Origin of the sequence: Falcatimonas sp. MSJ-15 (genome assembly GCF_018918265.1) — a bacterium.
Classification (GTDB): domain Bacteria; phylum Bacillota; class Clostridia; order Lachnospirales; family Lachnospiraceae; genus Falcatimonas.
The window spans coordinates 1-22,835 of the sequence record NZ_JAHLQC010000010.1 but is presented as its reverse complement, the minus strand read 5'-3'; the positions used below and the strand labels follow the sequence as shown (position 1 = coordinate 22,835).

Sequence of the window (22,835 nt, the reverse complement as noted above, 5' to 3'; positions counted from 1 at the left end):
TTAGAAACAGATTTATAACTATAAAAATATATATGTGTTAGAAATGAGGTAATTATTATGTCGTATATGGCCCTTTACAGAAAGTGGAGACCTGACGAATTTGAAGATGTTAAGGGACAGGAGCATATCGTAACGACGCTTAAGAATCAGATTAATGCAGACAGGGTAGGTCATGCATATTTGTTCTGTGGAACAAGAGGTACAGGTAAGACTACAATAGCCAAACTTTTTGCAAAAGCGGTTAACTGCGAGAATCCAAAGGATGGAAGTCCATGTGGTGAATGTGAGAGTTGTAAGGCAATAAAAGCCGGAAATAGTATGAATGTTATCGAGATAGATGCTGCGTCTAATAATGGCGTTGATAATATCAGAGAGATAAGAGAAGAAGTAGCTTACAGACCAACTCAAGGCAAGTATAAAGTATATATTATTGATGAAGTTCATATGCTTTCGATAGGAGCATTTAATGCACTTTTAAAGACACTTGAAGAACCACCATCATATGTAATATTCATACTTGCGACAACTGAAGTTAATAAGATCCCTATAACAATTCTGTCAAGGTGTCAGCGTTATGATTTTAAGAGAATCAGTGTTGATACAATCGCAGACAGGCTAAGAGAACTTATGACAGCAGAACAGATAGATGTTGAAGATAAAGCACTTATGTATATAGCTAAGACGGCAGATGGTTCATTAAGAGATGCATTAAGTCTCCTTGAACAGTGTATATCATTTAACTATGGCAAGACGCTTACTTATGAAGCGGCACTTGATGTTCTTGGAGCAGTTGATGCATCTGTATTTGCAGATATGCTTAAATATATACTTGCACAGGATACTGCAAAAGCAATATCTTTACTTGATGATGTTATAATGCAGGGACGAGAGATAAGTCAGTTTGTTAATGACTTTACATGGTATTTAAGAAATATTCTGCTTATTAAGAATGCAGGTGACAATACAGACATTGTAGATATGTCAAAAGAAAATCTTTTAGTACTTATGGAGATTGGAAAGAGCATAAGTGATAATACACTTATGAGATACATAAGGATTCTGTCAGAACTTTCCGGTCAGATTAAGTTTGCAATGCAAAAGAGAATACTTGTAGAGATTGCAATTATTAAGATGATAAAGCCACCAATGGAAGAGAATCTTGAAGCACTTATTAACAGAGTTGAGAATCTTGAGAGACAGCTTGAAGAAGGCGTTGTCCTTAAGTCTAAGGATGCCAGTTATGCTGACAGAGAAGATAATATAAGAGAAGAACAGGTTAAGAAGATTGATATTAATGATATACCACAGGCAAGCAGAGAAGATATACTTAAGGTAGCTGATAAGTGGGCTGATATAATATCAACATTCGCTATGCCTACATCAAGATTTTTAAAAGCATCAAAGACAGCACTTGGCGATAATGGTAATATTATGCTTAATTTTAGCGATGAAATGGGATATAATTATTGCAACAAAGAGAGTGTTATTAATGAATTAAAAGGGTATATTGCGGCTAAATGTGGTGTAAGCGTAGAGATACAGATGAAGCTTAATACAGATAAGACGCAGAGAACAGAAGATTTATTTACAAATCTTAAAGAATGCGTTAAAATGGATATAACTGTCGATGACGATGATAAGGAGGATTTTTTTTAGATGGCTAAACGTGGAGGTTTCCCAGGCGGAGGAATGCCTGGAAGTATGAATAATCTAATGAAGCAGGCTCAGAAGATGCAAAAACAGATGGAAGAAGCAACAAAAGAGCTTGAAGAAAAAGAAGTAACAGGTAAAGCAGGTGGCGGAGCTGTTGAAGTAACAGTTTCAGGTAAAAAAGAGATTACTGCTGTTAAGATATCAAAAGACTGTGTAGATCCTGATGATGTTGAGATGCTTGAAGATCTTATTATGGCAGCTACTAATGAAGCATTACGCCAGATTGAAGAATTTTCACAGAATTCAATGAGTAAGATTACAGGAGGCCTTGGTGGTCTTGGAGGAGGCTTTCCATTCTAATGGAGTATTTTAGCAGCCACATAAGTAAACTTATCGAGGAGTTCCAAAGACTTCCCGGAGTAGGTGCGAAGTCTGCACAGAGGCTGGCATTTCATGTGATTAATATGCCAAAAGACGAAGTTATGGGTCTTGCAAAGTCTATTATAGATGCCAAGGAGAATGTATGTTACTGTGAGAAGTGTTTTACACTTACAGATACTAATATATGTCCAATATGTCGTAATCCAAAGCGAGATGCATCTACAATAATGGTTGTTGAGACTACAAGAGATCTTGCAGCTTATGAAAAAACTGCCAAGTATGATGGAGTATATCATGTTCTTCATGGAGCAATATCGCCAATGCTTGGAATAGGACCTAATGACATAAAGTTAAAAGAGCTGATGGCAAGGCTTACAAAAGATGATATTAAGGAAGTTATAATTGCAACTAATTCAAGCCTTGAAGGTGAGACAACAGCAATGTATATCAGTAAACTTGTAAAACCTACAGGAATAAAAGTGACCAGAATAGCAAGCGGTGTTCCGGTTGGAGGAGATCTTGAATATATTGACGAGGTTACACTTCTAAGAGCATTAGAAGGAAGAGTAGAATTATAGATTATCAGAATATCAGGATGGGGGCATCCGCTTAGTGCGGGTGCCCTTTTTTACGCAAACTAAGAATATTGACATTTTATGCAAATTAAGATTGATAACATTTGATATAATTGTTGCTTAGAAAATATAACAGACTAATAGATTTATCAAAAAATAGTATTTTACACAATTTTGCTGAATAATTCACTGAGAAATATAAGTCAGTAATTATTTATTATAGAAATAGGGAGGAAAAAGCGTGAGTGAAGAATATACTCTTATACAAGAGATAGTTGAAGAGCATAAAGAGAGAATGATGAATATAAGAAAATATTATCCATTTTTCAAACTTTCATCAATTCAATTTACAAATTATAAAGATGGTGCCTATGATATGCTTGATATGGGGTATATTGTGATGGCAGTCCTTAGATTTTTTATAGAACAGAATAATTTTAATGATCAGGATGTTACATATTCAGAGTATGAAGAATTTACTGCGAGATGTTTAAAGAGAGATTTTAATATAGAATATAAAAATATAGAAGATGAAAAAGAACTTATAGCATATATATTTGATAAGATACGTAACGATGGAAGACCTTTTTCGTATGAATATTATGATCCTTATGAGAAAGAGAAAAAAATATCAAGGATAAGGCTTATTGAAAGCCATGTTACAGAGAATTCACTGTTTTATTCGATAACTTCTGATGGAATAGAATTCTACCTTGATACTAAAGAGATTAAGGATGAGAGTACAATAAGTGTGCAGCAGCTTCTTTTACAGAAGATGATAAAAGCACAGAATTTTAAGGGTGGAACAGAAGTAATTAAGAGAATTAATAATGAAGTAAGAAAATTGATGCTTCGTAAAAATGAAGTTTTAAATATACTTGGTAATGATATATATGAAGGTCTTGAAGCTTATGAAGATTTTGTTGAGACAGGCATAAAGTGGTTTGATGATGAACAGAGGCTTTTTGCACAGAATACAGAACTTATTGAGATGGCACTTAAAAGAGCAGAAGGCGGAGTATATGAGCAGGGAAGTTTTATGGCACAGACTGTTGAAGATATACATAATCTTGAGAATGAATTAAAAAGAGCGACCAACAGACATGCTTCACTTCTTAGCGCATGTACTGATCTGCAGATAAAAGTAGATGATATGGTAAGACGTGCCAAAGTTAACAGACTTAAAAATACAATGGATTTTAAGAGTATTCTTAATAAGATAATAAGACAAGACAGACCGGAACTTCTCTATGAGATGGTAAGACCACTTATGGGAATTAAGACAAAAAAGACATTTGATACAAAGAAGATAGATGATATACTCACATATCGTTATGAAAAGGAAGAACAGGGAGAACTTATACAGGAACAGACAGAGTCAGAGATAAAGTTTGATGATGAGATAGAAGATGAACGAATCGAGAACAATTATGTCCTTATAATGTCTGCATTATTATATTGTATAAGCAGAAAAGAACGTATAAGCCTTGTAGAATTCAATGAATATCTTAAGAAGAGTTTTGGAGAGAAGATATTTAAGAATGGAGATTATTATTCTTTTATTATTCATCTATGCCAGAAAAAAGAATATAATCTTGCAGAACTTAATAGAGAACCGGATACTTTTCTTGAAGGAATTATTAATAATAATATGAGAAGAAAAGTCTATGATGAGTATATGAATCTGCATTTTATAATAGAATTTGCAGATGGTGAAGAAAAGACAGTTAAGATTAATGATATGTTTGAGATAAGTAATATAGAATTTGTGAGAAAGGATGACTAATATGGAAGATCGCAATCTTGAGACAGCACTTCTTATAGCTTCAAAACTTATTAATGGTGAAGAGATAAGTAAAAATGGTGATAATGTAGCACTTTATGAGAAATATTCAACTAATGCACAGGTATATGACATTCTTATGTCTGTTATGAAGAACTTTAATCTTAATTTTTATGATTACAATGGAAAACTTTTTGTTACAGCAGGTGAGAATAACAGAGTATTTGGATATTCTAATGAAGAACTAAAGAGAATACTCGGTTTAAGACTTAATAAAGAATTGTTTATGTGCTATCTGATTATATATAGTGTTATGACACTTTTTTATAATGATTCAGCTAATTATACATATCTTGAGAATACAACAGCACCTCAGATATTAGATAGTGTGGATACACTTGTAGCAACACTTACATCTGAAAAGGAAGTGTTTAATATGACACAGACAGAATCAGAGGGATTTAAGGCGATATGCCTTCTTTGGAATGAACTTCCAAGGATAGCAGGAGATGATATAAACCAGGTGAGGGCATCTAAGAATTCAAGAGCAGGATATATAAAACTTGTAATGAATTTTCTTATGACACAGGATCTATTTATTGAAGAGAATGACAGATATTATCCAAAAGACAGAATGAGAGCACTTATAGAGAATTATTTTGAAGAATATAAGGGAAGAATATACGAGATTCTTAATGGAGAGGAGAAAGAGAATGCCACACATTAACAGAATAAGAGTAAATAATGTAAAATACAATTTTGGAACGCAGATATATGACGATTTTGTAATGAGATTTTCATGTAAGAATACAATATATGATCTTGCCAATGGTGGTGGTAAGAGTGTACTTATGCTACTATTATTACAGAATCTGATACCTAATTCAACACTTGATGAGAAACAGCCAATAGAGAAACTGTTCAGATCAGGCAATGATAATACTGTAATACATTCACTTATAGAGTGGAAACTTGATAATTGTTATGTAAAAAATGGTTATAAGTATATGACAACAGGATTCTGTGCAAGAAAAGGACGTGAGAGTGCAGATGAAAGTGAAGAGAATACTAAGAATGTAGAAACTGCCACAATAGAATATTTTAACTATGTAATATTCTATAGAGAATTCAATGATAATGATATGCGTAATCTTCCGCTTAATAATGGAACAGAGAAGATTACATATTCCGGTCTTAAGAACTATCTTAAAGAATTAGAACGTAAGAATTTCAGCCTTGAAGTTAAGATATTTGAGAAAAAAGGGGAATATCAGAACTTCATAAGCAGATATGGACTCTATGAGAGTGAATGGGAGATTATAAGAGGAATTAATAAGACTGAAGGTCATGTAAGAACTTACTTTGAGACTAATTACAGAACTACAAGAAAAGTAGTTGAGGATCTGCTTATCGAAGAGATAATAGAGAAATCCTACAATAATAAGATTAATTCAGGCGAAGACAATGTAAGTGATATAGCACAGGTACTTATAGATATTAAGGATAAGCTTATGGAATTGTCTAAGAAAAAAGATGAGATAGACAGATATGATATGCAGATAGCACTTATAGATGAATTTGCAGATGAATTCGCAGATCTTAGGAATGTCTATGTAAGAAAAGCAGATCTTGAAGAGAAGATAACATCATATTTTATTGCCGCTAAACAGAACCTTTTGAAAAAAGAAGGAGAAAAAGAGCAGATTCTTAAGACAATAAGTGAACTTAATTATAAGACTGATGAAGAAGAAAAAAACATAATGCGTGCAAAAGTCAAAGAAGAGATAGTAGCAGGTGAGGAGATAGACAGACTTGTAGCTGATACTCAGAGTGATATAGATAATATGTCACAGGAAAAATCAGAATATGAGAAGAATATCTCTATAAGAGAAGCAGCTAATGAATACAGCGACTATATAAAATATCAGGATAAGAGTAGAGAGATTAAGACACTTATCGATAATCAGAAAAAAGATAATAAAGAGATAACTGACGAGCTTAGACTACTTGCACTTGTAAAACATGATGAGAATGAGCAGATACTAAAGACATTAAGAGACGATCTTATGCAAAAACAAAAAGCAGACGGGGAAAATCGCACAAGATATGAAAAATACAAAGAAGAAGAGAAAAATTGTGACAGAACCATAGCTGTAATGGAAGGTGATATAAAACGTCTTAAGAATGAATGTGAAGTTCTAGAAAAGAAAGTATCAGCTTTAAGAGCAGGCACAGATGTACTTGTGCTTGATAATATAGATGCCAATATTGCAGCTTGCGAGAACGAGATTAAGAGACTTACTGATATGGAGAGTGATTATGAACTTAATAAAAATGGCATAATTACAGACATAGATGAATATAATAGCAAAATCAGTGCCATAGAAGTAAAAAAAGAATATTTGGCAAAAGAGATTATCGCAAAAAAAGAAGTTATAGCAAAATCAGAATCAAATAGAAAGAAAATAGATAATCTTATGTCTGTATATGATGTTACAGAAGAAGACAGGCTTATAACTAAGATAGATGATACATACATTAATGTAGTAATGGAGCTTAATTCTCTTTTAGAAAAAGTGACAGAATATAATGAATATGTACAGAGCCTTAATAATGGAGATATACCAAAAATATGTGAGGAACTTAATCACGTAAAAGAGTATATGATAAGGATTTTTGGCGATAAAGTAGTTACAGGAAGCGAATATCTTGAAGAATATGACGCAATGAAACGTAAAAAACTCTTACAGGAAAAACCGTATATTCCTTTTTCGCTAATAATAAAAGAAGACTTTTGTGATATAATGTCAGCGGTTGATAATCGTATAATGGGAGATAAACTTGATTTTATTGCATTTATTGATAAGAATAGCCTTGAAGATGGTGATGAACTTATAGATGGCAACAAGATATCGCTTATGGTAAGAAATGGTGGAATCCTATATGACGAAGAGTTAAAAGAGGATGAGATAAAAAACACTGTTAAAAAAATCGCTGATACAGAAGAAAAAATCACTGTTTTATCACAAAAGAGTGCGATAATAAAAGAAGACTATAATTTTATAAGCAGATATTATAACAGTTACAAAGATATTGTTGTGGAAAAGAAACTGCTTACAGAATTAGAAAAAGAACTTCTTAACGTGAAAGAAGATGAAAAAGCAGCAAAAGATAATGCAGATGCATGTAAAAAAGAACTTGATACAGTTAATAAGAATATTAAAAAGAATATTCTTCAGTTAAAAACTGCCAGAGAGTACGCAGAGCTTCTTGCTGATATAAAGAAAAATTATAATATTTTAAATGCTAAATATAATGAACTTAATGACCTTAAAGATGCTGTTAATGAGAGCAAAAAGAACTATGACAGATTACATAGAGAGATTAGCAGATTTGAAGACAGTATGGTTGATTATAATGAGCAGATATATGATATAAAAGCGAAGATAGATGACATTAATAATACTTTTAAAGAGGTATTTGCAGAGTATTATGATGAAGATATCAGAAAAAATATAAAAGAAGCTGATATTCTTAAAAGGATAAGCAATGAAGATACAGAAGCAAGATTTAGAGGACTTAAGGCTGTTATAGACAGGGAAAATGCAGATCTTGGAGATAAGATAGCACTTATGAATAACTATAATGAGCAGGCAGATAAGATTATTAAGAATCTTGAATATCGCAATGTTAACATAGAAGAACTTAAAGAGTTAAGTAAGAATAACAGACTTATTATTACACCTAATGAAGAACTTCTTAAGATAAGAGATAAGATATCTAAAGTTAACAAGGAGATAAATGCCAAAGAGAAGATTCTTGATGCACAAAGTGCAGATAGAAACAGACTTTTAGGAAGTATCGCACATGCTATAAAATCTATAGAAGAAAAATATGGTATGTATGAAGAATTAAAAGATGTTGATAATCTTACAAGATATATTGAAGAGAGAAACAGGCTTAAGAATTCACTTAACAGTAAGATAAGCATAGAGAATAAGAATGTCAAAGAATGTGATGCCCTGTGTATGAAATATAGAGTTATGGAAAAAGATCTTGAAAGATATATTGAAGATGCAGAGATTAACATAACACAGAGTATGTTAGAACGTAGCATAGATATGCCACAACTTGATTATGAAGAAGTGCAAAAGAGCTATCAGGCTATTAAGAAAGAACAGAATAAGTTAATGGACAATCTTACAAAGAGCAGACTTAAACTTACTGAATCACTTGAGAAGCTTGGAGTGTATGAACTCTCAGATGAGATAAAGCGTTCTGTAGATATTCCATATAAACTTGATGGAATAGATGAACTTACGCATAATCTTCATGAGACGACAAGTTTAATTGCACTTGAAAAAGAGAGAATCGGCAAGAGCATAAAAGATATGGAGCAGATTAAACAGAACTTTGAAAATCAGTGTATACAGACATGTACACTTATAAAAGGAGAACTTGATAAGCTGTCAAAACTTTCAAGAATAAATATGGAAGATGAGATTATATCAATAATTAATCTACAGATACCATATATTAAGGATGAATTCTATGAACAGAGAATGGGAGAATATATTGATGATACAATAGCTAATGCAGAGAATTTTACAACTGCACAAGATAGAGTGAAATATATAAGAACCAGACTTTCATGGAAGAAACTTTTTTCAGCAATAGTTACAGATATGAATGCGATAAGGCTTAATCTTTATAAGAGAGAGAGAATAAAGAGCCAGAGCAGATATCTAAAATATGAAGAAGCAGTAGGAAGTACAGGACAGTCACAGGGTATATATATACAGTTTTTAATTGCAATAATTAACTATATAACAAGTATTAATGCAACTGGAAGGGAACAGGGGGTTTTAACAAAAGTTATTTTTATCGATAATCCATTTGGAGCAGCGAAAGATGTATATATATGGGAACCGATATTCAAACTCCTAAAGACTAATAATGTACAGCTTATCGTACCGGCAAGAGGTGCAACACCTGCTATAACCGGAAGATTTGATGTTAATTATGTGCTTGGACAGAAACTTGTTGATAAGAGACAGCAGACAGTGGTAGTTGACTATAGAAGTCAGGTAAATAATGACGATATGGAATATGAGAGACTAAGTTATACGCAAAGCTCATTTGTGTTCTAGGTGGTGCGAGAACGCATTGCAAGTCTGCCATATTATCGCAAGGGATGCTCTCGCTTCGTTGTAAACGTAGCGGTACTAAGTCCGCTTTACATCTTTGATGTATAGCGAACTAAGTGCCGACGATTACAAGGACCCTTGCTTGAAATATGTCAGACTTGCAAAGCTGTTTTATTGCTGATTTGAAAGTTGCAATTGTTTAGAAGTTTTTAGGATAGCTTATAAGAAGTTTGCAATTAAAGGTTATATATATGAACTTATAAGAGCTTTGCAGGCATTGGCAGCATGAGGGGGTTATTGTGTGGCTTGGTATAGTAATAGATGCTGTGCAGATATAATAACAAAACAGACTTAAAAAGACAGGTGGTTATAATGGATAAATACGAATTTAATATTAAACTTGAGCAGATTAAAAAGTTAAGAGACAGAAAAGATTATGAGACATGTGCCAAAATAGCAGATACTATTGAGTGGAGAAAAGTTAAGCAGTGGCAGGTTCTTAAGATGGCAGCAGAATGTTATGAGGCAGCAGGCAAGTATGAAGAAGCAAGAGACCTTAGAATTCTTGGCTATAATAAAAACATGGGCGGTAAGAGCAATGTATACAAGATGGTAGAGCTGTATGTCAAGACAGGTGATTTTGATGAAGCTATGGATCTGTATAATGAATATGTTGAGAACTGGCCAAAAGATATAGAGAGATATATGCTCTTGTATACAATAAAATATGCAAAAGATGCACCTTATACAGAACTTATAGATATTCTTGAGAAGTATCTTGCAGAAGACCTTGATGAGAAGATAATGTATGAATTATGCGAACTGTATGAGAAGACAGGTCAGATTGATAAGTGTATAAAAGAATGTGATGAGTTGTTTATGTGGTTTGGAGAGGGCGTATTTGTAGATGCAGCACTTGAGATGAAAAAAGCACATGCAACACTTACACCACGTCAGCAGGATGCGTATGATACATTGCAATTAACAATAGAGAGTGCACCAGATACTCTTTATGATGAAGATATATACGATGAAGATGCGAATAGTTTCTTTGACTTTGATGAGACAGAGATTAAAGATGATAAGAGAGAAGAAGTTGAAGCAAAGAGACAGATAAGTGATATATCAGATAGACAGGCAGAAGTTACACAAGAGAATAATGCTAAGGATATGCCAGAAAGTGTGATATTACAAGAGAATATTGCTAAGAATATGCCGGAAAGTGTGACATTACAAGAGAATAATGCTAAGAATATGGCAGAAAGTGTGATATTACAAGAGAATATTGCCAAAGATATGCCAGAAAGTGCATCATCACAAGAGAGCAATATATATGATACACAATCGAATAATATGCATGATATACCAGAAACTGTAATGACACAAGAGAATAATACACAGGATATAAGTGGTTCTCAGACAGCAGGTGAATATGATATAGACAATATATCAGAGAATGTACAGGCTGGCATACAGGAGGAAGAATATAATCTACAGCCTGAAGCAGAAGCTGATAGAGATAATGTAGATGTTAAAGTTGATGAGCCTAAGGAGATAAAAGAGCCTCTTATCAAGTCAACTACAATAAGACTTCCGGACCCTGAAGAGATTAGAAGATATGCCATAGAGCAACAGCGCAATAAGATGGAAGAGTTAAGAGCTAAGAATACTCAGGATGAAGATGAATCACAGGATATAGACGAGAACATCGAACAATCAGATGATGATAAAGAATTCATAGGAATTATTCATAAAGAAGCAGGAGAATTTGCTTTTGTGAATGAGCAAGAGGAGAGAAGCCTTAATGGATTCGAAGAAGGGGAAGTATTCAAAGAGAGAAGATATGATAATCTTAGAGAATTCATGGATAATGAAGAATTATCAGTGCAGATAATTAATCTTCTAAAACAGATAGATGAGGCGATAGCATCAGGAAAAGGCTTATCACATATGAACATAATCATAGCCGGTAATGGCTCGGTTAACAGACAGGAACTGGTTCTTGCACTTGTTAAGAGTATATTTGAATCAGATGGTTCAATGACGAGAAAGATAGCAAGAATTAATGGTGATGCACTTAATAAAAAAGGTATAGTGAAAGTAAAGGATAAGTTATCAGGAACAATTCTTATAATAGAATCAGCCGGAAGTGCGAATATGGGAAGAATTGATGAACTTACACAAGTTATGACAGAACTTGATAATCCACCATTTGTAATACTTGAAGATTCTGCAGAGAGAATAGATATACTACTTAGAAGAAATCCGCTTATACAGGATTATTTTGGTGGACGAATTGAACTTATGGAATATTCCGTTAATGATATGGTAACGATGGCTAAGAGCTTTGCACATCAAAAAGGTTATGGAATTAACGATAAGGCACTTTTACAGCTCTATCTGATAATTGATACGATGCATTCAAAAGCTGGCGGAATTGATGAAAGTTCAGTTGAGAATATAATCGATAAAGCTATTGCAAACTCTGATAAAAAAGGTGTCAATAAAGTTAGAAAAAGACTTCCAAGAGCACTTAACGGAAAAGGCGTTATAATGTTAACAGAGAGTGACTTTAAGTAAAATATAAAAAAGTTTAAAAAAATATAAAAAAATTTCAATTATACACTTGTGCATACATATGTACAAGTGTATAATGCTTTTAGGAGATATTTTTAGAAAAGAATCAGGAGAAGGAAGATTATGAGTTTCATAAATATCTAGAAATTGTACTAGGGAAGGAGGATTATCAGTATGAAGACAGATAATGGAAAAGCCAAGTATTATATAGTAATGGAAGCTATAAAAGAACAGATAGATAAAGGAATCTTAAAGCCTAAAGAGAAACTTCCATCAGAAAATCAGCTTTCAGAAAAATATGGAATAAGCAGACATACAATAAGAAAAGCTATTGGAATACTTGAGAATGAGGGATATGTAGTAGCGGAACATGGCAAAGGTACATTTGTTGCAGACAGAAGAAAAGAGAAGGTATCGTCTAAGAACATAGCAGTTGTCACAACATATATATCCGACTACATATTTCCAAGAATTATACAGGGAATTGACAGAGTGCTAACAGCTAATGGTTACAGCATTATGCTTAAGAATACCGGGAACAGCAGGTCAGGAGAAGGCAGATGTCTTAAGGATATTATTGAGAAGAATGTTGATGGAGCGATAATAGAACCCAGCAAGAGCGCACTGTGCTGTCTTAATGACAAACAGTATGAGGAGATGGATGAACTTGGAATTCCTTATATTTTTATACAGGGAACATATCTTGGAAGAGAGGGACATCCGTCGGTTGTTATGGATGACGTTAAGGGCGCAAGCCTTGTGACAGAATATCTTATATCGCTTGGACACAGGAATATTCTTGGAATATTCAAGGCAGATGATACGCAGGGACTTGCAAGACATAAGGGTTATGTGCAGGCACTTGGTGAGGCAGGAATAGACTACAATCCTGATAATGTTATATGGTTTCATACAGAGGATCGCAATATTAAACCGGCAGAAGCAGTTAATTCTATGATAGATGCAGGACGTTCATTTGATGCGATTGTGTGCTACAACGATATGATTGCAGCAGAGATAATAGATTCGCTTGCAGTAAGAGATATACACGTTCCTGAGGATGTATCGGTGACAGGATATGATAATCTGTCGGCGGTAAGCAGGATGGAGATAACCACTATAGAACACCCGAAGGAGAAGTTAGGAGAGATGGCAGCAGAGCTGTTAATTGAGAAGATAAAAGGGATCTCTGATAAGGACAGCAGGGTAAAAAGGGTGATAGAACCTGTTCTTGTCATAGGAGAATCATGTAAAAAGAGAGACTGAGACAGATACTATATATAGCAGATGGAATATTATATGTGACAATATATAGTCAGAGCAGCAACGAGATAGTATCTGAACAGATATATTTTAGCAAAACTATAAAGTAGAAGTGTAAAATGGAGGCATATTGTGGGGAACAAAGAGATTATCAAAGAAGCGATTAATGACGGACGTACAGCACTTGGTATTGAATTCGGCTCAACAAGAATTAAAGCAGTGCTTGTAACAGATACTAATGAACCTGTGGCACAGGGCGCACATGATTGGGAGAACCGTTATGAGAACGGTATCTGGACATATAGCCTTGATGATATATATACAGGTCTAAGACATTGTTATTCGGAACTTAGAGAAGATGTAGAGAAGAAATATGGAATAACGCTTACGACAATAGGAGCAATAGGATTTTCAGCTATGATGCATGGATATATGGCATTTAATGAGAATGATGAACTTCTTGTACCATTTAGAACATGGAGAAATACAATAACAGAACAGGCATCAGAAGAACTTACAAAGTTATTTAATTATCATATTCCACAGAGATGGAGTATTGCACATCTCTATCAGGCAGTGCTTAATAATGAGACACATGTAGGAGATATAAGATTTATCACAACACTTGCAGGATTCATACATTATAAATTGTCAGGTGAGAAAGTTCTTGGTGTAGGAGAAGCATCAGGAATGTTCCCTATAGACATTAATACAAAAGATTTTAATAATGCAATGATTAGTCAGTTTGATGAGAGAATAAGCGACAGACATTTCACATGGAAACTTAGAGACATTCTTCCAAAAGTACTTCTTGCAGGAGATAAGGCAGGTGTACTTACAGAAGAAGGTGCAAAACTCTTAGATGAGAGTGGCAATCTTAGAGCAGGAATTCCTATGTGTCCACCTGAAGGTGACGCAGGCACAGGAATGACAGCAACTAATTCAGTTGCAAAGCGAACAGGTAATGTATCAGCAGGTACAAGTGTATTTGCTATGGCAGTTCTTGAAAAAGAACTTACAAAAGTATATGACGAGATAGATCTTGTAACAACACCAACAGGTAATCTTGTAGCTATGGTTCACTGTAACAACTGTACATCAGATCTTAATGCATGGGTTAATATTTTTAAAGAATTTGCAGAGAGCTTTGGAATGAAAGTTGATATGAATGAATTGTTCGGAACATTATATCGTAAAGCGTTAGAAGCAGACAAAGACTGCGGCGGATTACTTGCATATAACTATTTTTCAGGTGAACATATAACAGGATTTGAAGAAGGAAGACCACTGTTTGTGAGAACACCAGACAGTACATTCAATCTTGCTAACTTCATAAGAGTTAATCTATATACAGCACTTGGTGCATTAAAAGTCGGACTTGATATTCTATTTAAGGAAGAACATGTAACACTTGACAAGATATTAGGACATGGTGGACTGTTTAAGACACCGGTTGTCGGACAGAAGATTATGGCAGCAGCGATAGACGTTCCGGTATCAGTAATGGAGACAGCCGGTGAAGGCGGTGCATGGGGAATGGCACTTCTTGCTTCTTATATGATTAACAGAGAAGAGAATGAGACACTTGATGATTTCCTTAATAATAGAGTATTTGCAGGTCAAAAAGAAGTAACAGTAGAACCTGATAAGGAAGATGTAGCAGGATTTGATAAATTTATAGAGAGATATAAAAAAGGACTTGAGATAGAGAGAGCAGCAGTTAAGAGCCTGTAAACTGCAGCCTCATATTATGAGGTTTAATCTTTTTATAAGCTAGAGCGTAAAACCCACTGCCTTTAGGTGATGGGTAGTTCATAAGATGGCTAGAGCATAGGCAAATCTGCAATTATTAGAATAATGCTAATTGGGAGGTAAAAGTAGATGTTAGAAGCATTAAAAAAAGAAGTCTATGAAGCTAATATGGAACTTGTAGAAAAAGGAATGGTTATCTATACATGGGGTAATGTAAGCGGAATAGACAGAGAAAAAGGACTTGTTGTAATAAAACCAAGTGGTGTTGATTATGACAAGATGACACCAGAAGATATGGTAGTCGTAGATATGGAAGGTAATGTCGTTGAAGGCAAGTATAAGCCATCATCAGACACAGCAACACATCTTGTATTATATAAGACATATAAAGACATTGGTGGTGTTGTGCATACACATTCAACATGGGCAGTAACATTTGCACAGGCAGGACTTGATATACCGGCATTTGGAACTACACATGCAGATTACTTCTATGGAGATATTCCATGTACAAGAGATCTCACAAAAGAAGAGATTGAAGAAGCCTACGAACTTAATACAGGTAATGTAATTGTTGAGACAATAGGTGATGCAGATCCTATGGCAATTCCTGGAATTGTAGTTAAGAATCATGGACCATTTGCATGGGGAAGAAGTCCAAAAGGTTCTGTATATAATGCAGTAGTGCTTGATAAAGTAGCAGAGATGGCATATAAGACAATGACACTTAATCCAAGAGTAAAGCGAGTTCCACAGTATCTTCTGGATAAACACTATTTTAGAAAACATGGTGCGAATGCATACTATGGACAGGGTTCGGAGGATCATTAATTATTAGAATACATAACCAGACATTAAAATGTAAAAAAATCATACAAAAAATGATTTTTAAATATAAACTATATGAACATTGGGGTCGTATAGTGATATAGTTTAGCTAGTAAACTAATTAATAGCATAACTAACAGCATATTTTTAGGAGGAAAAGGATAATGAGATTTTTCGTAGACACAGCAAAAATTGAGGACATTAAAAAAGCTAATGAGATGGGAGTAATCTGTGGGGTAACAACTAACCCATCACTTATAGCAAAAGAGGGCGGAAGAAGTCAGGAAGAAGTATTAAAAGAGATAGCTTCAATTGTAGACGGACCAATTAGTGGCGAAGTTAAAGCTACAACAGTTGACGCCGAAGGAATGATAAAAGAAGGACGAGAGATTGCAAAACTTCATAAGAACATGGTAGTTAAGATTCCTATGACAGTAGAAGGTCTTAAAGCAGTAAAAGTTCTCTCAGCAGAAGGAATCAAGACAAACGTAACATTAATCTTCTCAGCTAATCAGGCATTACTAGCAGCAAGAGCAGGAGCAACATATGTATCACCATTCCTTGGAAGACTTGATGATATATCACAGCCGGGTATTGATCTTATCAGAGATATTGCAGAGATATTCAGTATTCATGGAATTGAGACACAGATTATAGCAGCAAGTGTTCGTAATCCAATTCATGTAACAGACTGTGCATTAGCAGGAGCAGACATAGCAACAGTTCCATACAAAGTTATAGAACAGATGACACACCATCCACTTACAGATCAGGGTATTGCAAAGTTCCAGGCAGATTATAAAGCTGTTTTTGGAGAATAATTGATTTAAACTATTGAAGAAAGCTGTTGATATGTGATAGACTTAAATTCGGTAAAATTGTAACCTTTGCGGTTTAGGAGGAAAATAGAATGAATAATATCGATACTATGTCAGTTAATGCTATTCGTGTTCTTGCAGCAGATGCAGTACAGAAAGCTAACTCAGGACATCCAGGACTTCCACTTGGCTCTGCAGCCATGGCGTATGAACTTTGGGCAAAACATATGAAACACAACCCACAGTCACCAGAATGGGCAGACAGAGACAGATTTATCTTATCAGGTGGACACGGTTCAACACTACTATATTCATTACTTCATTTATTTGGATATGGTAACTTATCAGTAGAAGATTTGGCACAGTTCCGTCAGGACGGATCACTTACACCCGGACATCCTGAATATGGTCATACAGTTGGTATTGAAGCAACAACAGGACCTTTAGGACAGGGTATGGCTATGGCAGTAGGTATGGCTATGGCAGAGAGACACCTTGCAGCAGTATTTAACAAAGAAGGATATCCTGTAGTAGATCACTATACATATGTACTTGGTGGTGACGGATGTATGATGGAAGGTATCTCATCAGAAGCATTCTCACTTGCAGGTACACTTGGACTTGGTAAATTAATCGTATTATATGATTCTAATAAAATATCAATCGAAGGAAGCACAGATATAGCATTCACAGAAGACGTTAAGAAACGTTTTGAAGCATTTGGTTTCCAGACATTAGTAGTAGAAGATGGTAATAACTTAGAAGAAATCGGTAAAGCAATCGAAGAAGCTAAAGCTGATACAACACGTCCTACAATGATTACAGTAAAGACTAAGATAGGTTATGGCTGTCCTGCAAAAGAAGGAAAAGCAAGTGCACATGGTGAACCACTTGGTGTTGATAATGTAAAAGCACTTAAAGAGAACCTTAACTGGCCATCACAGGAACCATTCTATGTTCCAGAAGAAGTATATGATAACTATAGAAATATTGCAAAAGAGAATGCAAAAGTTAATGATGCATGGAATGCAATGTTTGAAGAATATTGTGCTAAGTTCCCTGAGATGAAAGAATTATGGGATACATACCATGATGAAAATCTTGGTGAAAAAGTACTCGATACAGAAGATTTCTGGGCTTATGAAGATAAAGCAGAAGCAACAAGAAGTCTTTCAGGTAAGATGATCAACAGAATTAAGACAAAGATGCCTAACTTAATTGGTGGTTCAGCGGATCTTGCACCATCAACTAAGACATATATGTCAGATATGGGTGACTTCTCAAAAGAAAACTATGCAGGACGTAATCTACACTTTGGTGTAAGAGAAGCAGCTATGACAGCTATTGGCAACGGACTTATGCTTCATGGTGGATTAAGAGCATTCGTATCAACATTCTTTGTATTCAGTGATTATGTAAAACCAATGGCAAGACTTTCATCACTTATGGAACTTCCTCTTACATTTGTACTTACACATGATAGTATTGGTGTTGGTGAGGACGGACCTACACACGAACCAATTGAACAGCTTGCTGAGTTCCGTTCAATGCCTAACTTCACAGTATATAGACCATGTGATGCAACAGAGACAGCAGCAGCATGGTATTATGCAGCAACATCTAAGAAGACACCTACAGCTTTAGTACTTACAAGACAGAACCTTCCACAGATTCCTGGTTCATCAAGAGAAGCATTAAAAGGTGCTTATGTAATTGCTGATTCAGCTAAAGAGACACCAGATGCAATTATTATTGCTACAGGTTCAGAAGTATCACTTGCAATAGAAGCAAAAGCTCTTCTTAAAGAAGAAGGAGTAGATGTAAGTGTTGTAAGTATGCCATCAATGGATGTATTTGAAGAACAGTCAGCAGAATATAAAGAATCAGTATTACCATCAGCAGTAAGAAAGAGAGTAGCAGTAGAAGCACTTTCAGACTTTGGATGGGGCAGATATGTAGGACTTGATGGAGCATATGTTACAATGAAAGGCTTTGGAGCAAGTGCACCAGCAGCTACATTATTTAAGAAATTCGGATTTACAGCAGAGAATGTAGCTAATACAGTAAAATCCATATTATAATATAGATAAAAATAATACTAAAAACGCAGGTTACAATTTAATTTGTGCCTGCGTTTTTTAGATAGTATAAATAAATGCTCTATATTTGATAATAAATCATCTTTTTCAAATGAGAATATTTGAAAAACAGCAAATGATTTTGCAAAAAATAAACAAGTGCAATTAAGCCTTGGCAACGATTTTACAGTTAATTCGTATGCAAACTATATTGGTGGAGATATATGCGATTATTTTGAACGGTAAGAATCTACTTAAATGGAAACAAAAAAGTTTCTATTTAAGTAGATTTACTTTTTAGTAATAAAGGTGTATTATAAAATACGGTAATACGGTAATATCTTAAAAATCAAAAACATGGGGGACAGAGAGATGAAAAAGAGATGTAGAATATTATCAGTACTCTTATTTACAGTAGTGATGATGCTTACATGTGCTATGCCGTTACGGGGAATACAGACGGTAAGTGCAGCAGGAAAAGTGGATCAGAAAGTACTTGAGGCACAGAAGTGGCTTAACAGAACCTATTCAGGAAAATATTGTTACAAAACAATACCTGAAGATGGACATACGGGTAATAAAGTAGTAACAGCGCTTACACAGGCGCTGCAGATAGAACTGGGATTTGGAAACAGTTCAACAGGTAATTTTGGCAACGGAACAATGAGTAGGTGTCCGACCATATCAATGAGTAATCCAGGTAATAACAAAAACATAATAATAATACTGCAGCATGCACTGTTCTGTAAGGGATATGGGGAATATGACGATTACGGAACATTCGGACCGCAGACATCTGCAGCAGTAAGAAGAGTACAGTCGGATGCAGGACTTGATGCAACGGGAACAGTAAGTCCGATGCTCTTTAAGGCAATTCTTAATACGGATGGACTTGTGTTAAACAGGACACAGGGAGATCCAACAGTCAGAACAATTCAGCAGGCATTAAACAGAAAATATAACAGTTACTTCGGCATAAAACCATGTGACGGAGTATATGGAAGATCAACCAACCAGGCACTTATATATGCGCTTCAGGCGGAAGAGGGAATGGACACACAGACAGCCAATGGTAACTTTGGCAATGGAACAATATCAAGATGTCCGTCGCTGACATATGGCGATACAAGGAGTAACTATGTAACACTTCTACAGTATGCACTCTACTGCAACGGATATAATCCGGGTGCATTTGACGGAGTATATTCAGCAGAAGTTAAGCGTCAGGTGGCAAAGTTCCAGAGATTCATGTGTCTTAATGAGACTGGTGATGCGGACAGGGGAACATTAATGTCACTGTTTACAACATGTGGTGATACAACAAGAAGTGCGCAGGCATGTGATACAAGCACAAGACTTGACAGTGCCAAGGTAAAGACACTTAAGGACGCAGGATACAGTTATGTAGGAAGATATCTTACCAATTCAAAGAGTGGCAAGCTTGATAAGAAGATGACTACAGAAGAAGTAAAGACAATACTTGACGGTGGACTTAAGATATTCCCTATATATCAGACATACGGAGGGGAGGCTGCGTATTATACGGCAGAGCAGGGCAATGAGGATGCAGTAAGTGCCGTAACAGCAGCTGTGAATCTTGGAATACCATCAGGAAGCACAATATATTTTGCAGTTGATTATGATGCATATGACTATCAGGTAACAGAGAACATAATTCCATACTTTGAACAGGTAAGCAGCAGGGTAAAGGCACTTAACGAAGGCTACAGCGTAGGAATATATGCACCACGAAATGTGTGCAACAGGGTATATCAGAAAGGATATGCGAAATACTGTTTTGTAAGTGATGCATCCAAGGGATACAGCGGCAACCTTGGATATCTTATGCCGGCAGCATGGACATTCGACCAGTATAAAACAGACATAACCATAGGAAGCGGCAGTGGCAAAGTAAGTATAGACAAAGTGGCATATTCTGGAAGAGATGCAGCAGTATCATGCATGGATGACACACGAATAACAGAAGAACTGTCAAATCAGCCGTCACAGCCACAGACAAACAGTTACTGGGCAGATCCGGTTAACCTTGCCACAGGAGCGCATGATATAGAACATGAGCTTATAAGTGTAAACGGAGCGCAGAATGTTGGAATAACTCTCTCCTACAGTTCCGCAGGAACAGGAAAGGGAATATTCGGAAGAGGATTCTCATGGAATTATGAGAGCAGAACAGAAGAAAAAGACGGAAAACTGAGAGTATACAGAACACCATCGTCATATACGGAATATGAGAAACAGGAAGACGGAACATATATATCAGCAGTTCAGGGAAGAAGCAGGGAGAAGATAACAGCCACAGAAGAAGGAGGATATCTTCTTGATACAGGTTCATCACAGTATATATATGACAGCAATGGAAGGCTCATCAGAGAGAAGAATGCAGAAGGACTTGAAGTAATAATAACATATGCAGACGGCATAACTCAGATAGAGGACGGTTCATCAGGGCAGAAGATAACACTCACACACAACAGTGAAGGACTTGTCACACAGGCAGAAGACGGATGTGGCAACAGAGCTGTACTCACATACGGAAGTGACGGAACACTTACGGGAATAACGACACCGGACGGATACACAACACATTATACATATGATGAATATACGAGAATAACATCTGGAACAGACGGAGAAGAAGTATGCTATTTTAAGGACAGCTACGACAGCCTTGGACGTATCATAAAACAGGAAGATGCACAGTCAGGCGTAACATATTTTGAATATGACGACAGTGCATGTGACGGAACAACCACAGTAACTGTTACAGACAGGGAAGGCGGAGTAAAGAGCTATGTGTACAGTCCGTTAAAACAGCTTCTCTCAGAGACAGACCAGAACGGAAATACAGTAAGATATACATATGACAGTGAAGGAAGACTTGCGGCTGTAACCGATGCGGCAGGAAACAGTGTGATAAAAGAGTATACGGAAGATGGACTTCTTAAGACACAGACAGCATCAGACGGAGCAGAAACGAAATATGAATATGATGACAGCGACAATGTTACATGCATAACATATCCTGACGGAGGAACAGTAAGATATACATACGATGATTATGGAAGAAGAAAGACAGTAACAGACCAGAGAGGAACAGTAACAGAGTATGTCTATAATGAAAAAGGATATCTCGCAGAGACGGTAACCGGAGACAGGGTAACAGAATATACCTACGAAAACGGACAGGTTAAGACAGTTAAGGATCCGGAAGGAGCAGTGATAACAACCACATATGATGCAGCCGGAAGTGTTACAGGGACAACAGATCCGCTCGGCAACACAGTTGCGCAGACAGTCACACCGTCACAGAGAGTAAAGAGCATGACAGATGCTCTCGGATATACATCATACTATGAATACAACAGTCGTGGAGAGATAACAAAAGAGACAGATCCGGAAGGCAACAGTATCACATATACATACGACGGCAACGGCAACCTTAAGACCAAAAAAGACAGGAACGGTGCAGTAACAGCATATGAGTATGACAGGGAAGACAGACTTGTAAAGACAACATATCCTGACGGAAGTAAGAGCAGTATTACATATGATCCGGCTGGAAGAGTCATAAGGATGCAGGACAGCGAAGGCGGCATAACAGAATACGAATATGACAGTACAGGAAGCATAACATGTGAAAAAGGACCTGAAGGAAAGACAGTAAGATATACATACGACAGTACAGGAAGAAAAAAGAGTGTAACAGACAGTGACGGACATACAACGTCATACAGTTATGACAAAGCCGGAAGAATGATATCACAGACAGATCCGGACGGAGGAGTAACAGAATATACATACAGTACAGCAGGAGATCTTCTTGCCCAGACAGATGCACTTGGAAGAACAACACAGTATACATATGATGCATACGGCAACTGTACATCAGTGACAGATGCACAGTCACACACATCATATACAGAATACGATCTGTGCGGAAGAATAACAAAAAGCACAGA

The 22,835-nt window shown here is 35.8% G+C and carries 13 protein-coding genes; all 13 read left to right on the top strand.

The genetic code is table 11. The features are described from left to right. Positions 1–57 precede the first annotated feature (57 nt). Positions 58–1,656, top strand: coding sequence for a DNA polymerase III subunit gamma/tau (gene dnaX, locus KQI85_RS08985; protein WP_216575764.1), 1,599 nt, complete (start codon positions 58–60; stop codon positions 1,654–1,656). Beyond that, positions 1,657–2,013, top strand: coding sequence for a YbaB/EbfC family nucleoid-associated protein (locus KQI85_RS08980; protein ID WP_216575763.1), 357 nt, complete (start codon positions 1,657–1,659; stop codon positions 2,011–2,013). Continuing rightward, entirely contained in the window at positions 2,013–2,612 is a 600-nt protein-coding gene (gene recR, locus KQI85_RS08975) for a recombination mediator RecR (protein WP_216575762.1), read from the top strand. Before KQI85_RS08980 ends, recR begins: the two co-directional genes overlap by 1 nt. Before the next feature lie 238 nt (positions 2,613–2,850). Beyond that, positions 2,851–4,395 (top strand): hypothetical protein, encoded by a 1,545-nt coding sequence (locus KQI85_RS08970; protein ID WP_216575761.1) that lies wholly within the window; start codon positions 2,851–2,853, stop codon positions 4,393–4,395. Position 4,396: 1 nt separating this feature from the next. After that, positions 4,397–5,119, top strand: a complete 723-nt coding sequence (locus KQI85_RS08965; RefSeq protein WP_216575760.1) for a DUF6063 family protein — start codon at positions 4,397–4,399, stop codon at positions 5,117–5,119. Further along, on the top strand, positions 5,106–9,542 hold the full coding sequence (locus KQI85_RS08960; RefSeq protein ID WP_216575759.1) for a hypothetical protein: 4,437 nt from the start codon (positions 5,106–5,108) through the stop codon (positions 9,540–9,542). The genes KQI85_RS08965 and KQI85_RS08960 overlap by 14 nt, the downstream gene beginning before the upstream one ends. Before the next feature lie 369 nt (positions 9,543–9,911). After that, the gene (locus tag KQI85_RS08955; protein WP_216575758.1) at positions 9,912–12,119 is read left to right on the top strand and encodes a lipopolysaccharide assembly protein LapB; all 2,208 of its coding nucleotides are present in this window, start codon (positions 9,912–9,914) and stop codon (positions 12,117–12,119) included. A 171-nt stretch (positions 12,120–12,290) separates the two neighbouring features. After that, positions 12,291–13,382 (top strand): GntR family transcriptional regulator, encoded by a 1,092-nt coding sequence (locus tag KQI85_RS08950; RefSeq protein ID WP_216575757.1) that lies wholly within the window; start codon positions 12,291–12,293, stop codon positions 13,380–13,382. 129 nt (positions 13,383–13,511) lie between these two features. Next, on the top strand, positions 13,512–15,113 hold the full coding sequence (locus KQI85_RS08945) for a xylulokinase (RefSeq protein WP_371820582.1): 1,602 nt from the start codon (positions 13,512–13,514) through the stop codon (positions 15,111–15,113). 147 nt (positions 15,114–15,260) lie between these two features. Next, the gene (locus KQI85_RS08940) at positions 15,261–15,962 is read left to right on the top strand and encodes an L-ribulose-5-phosphate 4-epimerase (RefSeq protein WP_216575756.1); all 702 of its coding nucleotides are present in this window, start codon (positions 15,261–15,263) and stop codon (positions 15,960–15,962) included. A 161-nt stretch (positions 15,963–16,123) separates the two neighbouring features. Further along, entirely contained in the window at positions 16,124–16,780 is a 657-nt protein-coding gene (fsa, locus tag KQI85_RS08935; protein ID WP_216575755.1) for a fructose-6-phosphate aldolase, read from the top strand. Between the two features lie 89 nt (positions 16,781–16,869). Then, positions 16,870–18,858: a transketolase gene (gene tkt / locus KQI85_RS08930; protein WP_216575754.1), complete on the top strand. Its 1,989-nt coding sequence runs from the start codon at positions 16,870–16,872 to the stop codon at positions 18,856–18,858. A gap of 369 nt (positions 18,859–19,227) precedes the next feature. Further along, positions 19,228–22,835 (top strand): glycoside hydrolase domain-containing protein (locus tag KQI85_RS08925; RefSeq protein ID WP_216575753.1); only part of this gene is annotated, 3,608 nt, incomplete at its 3' end.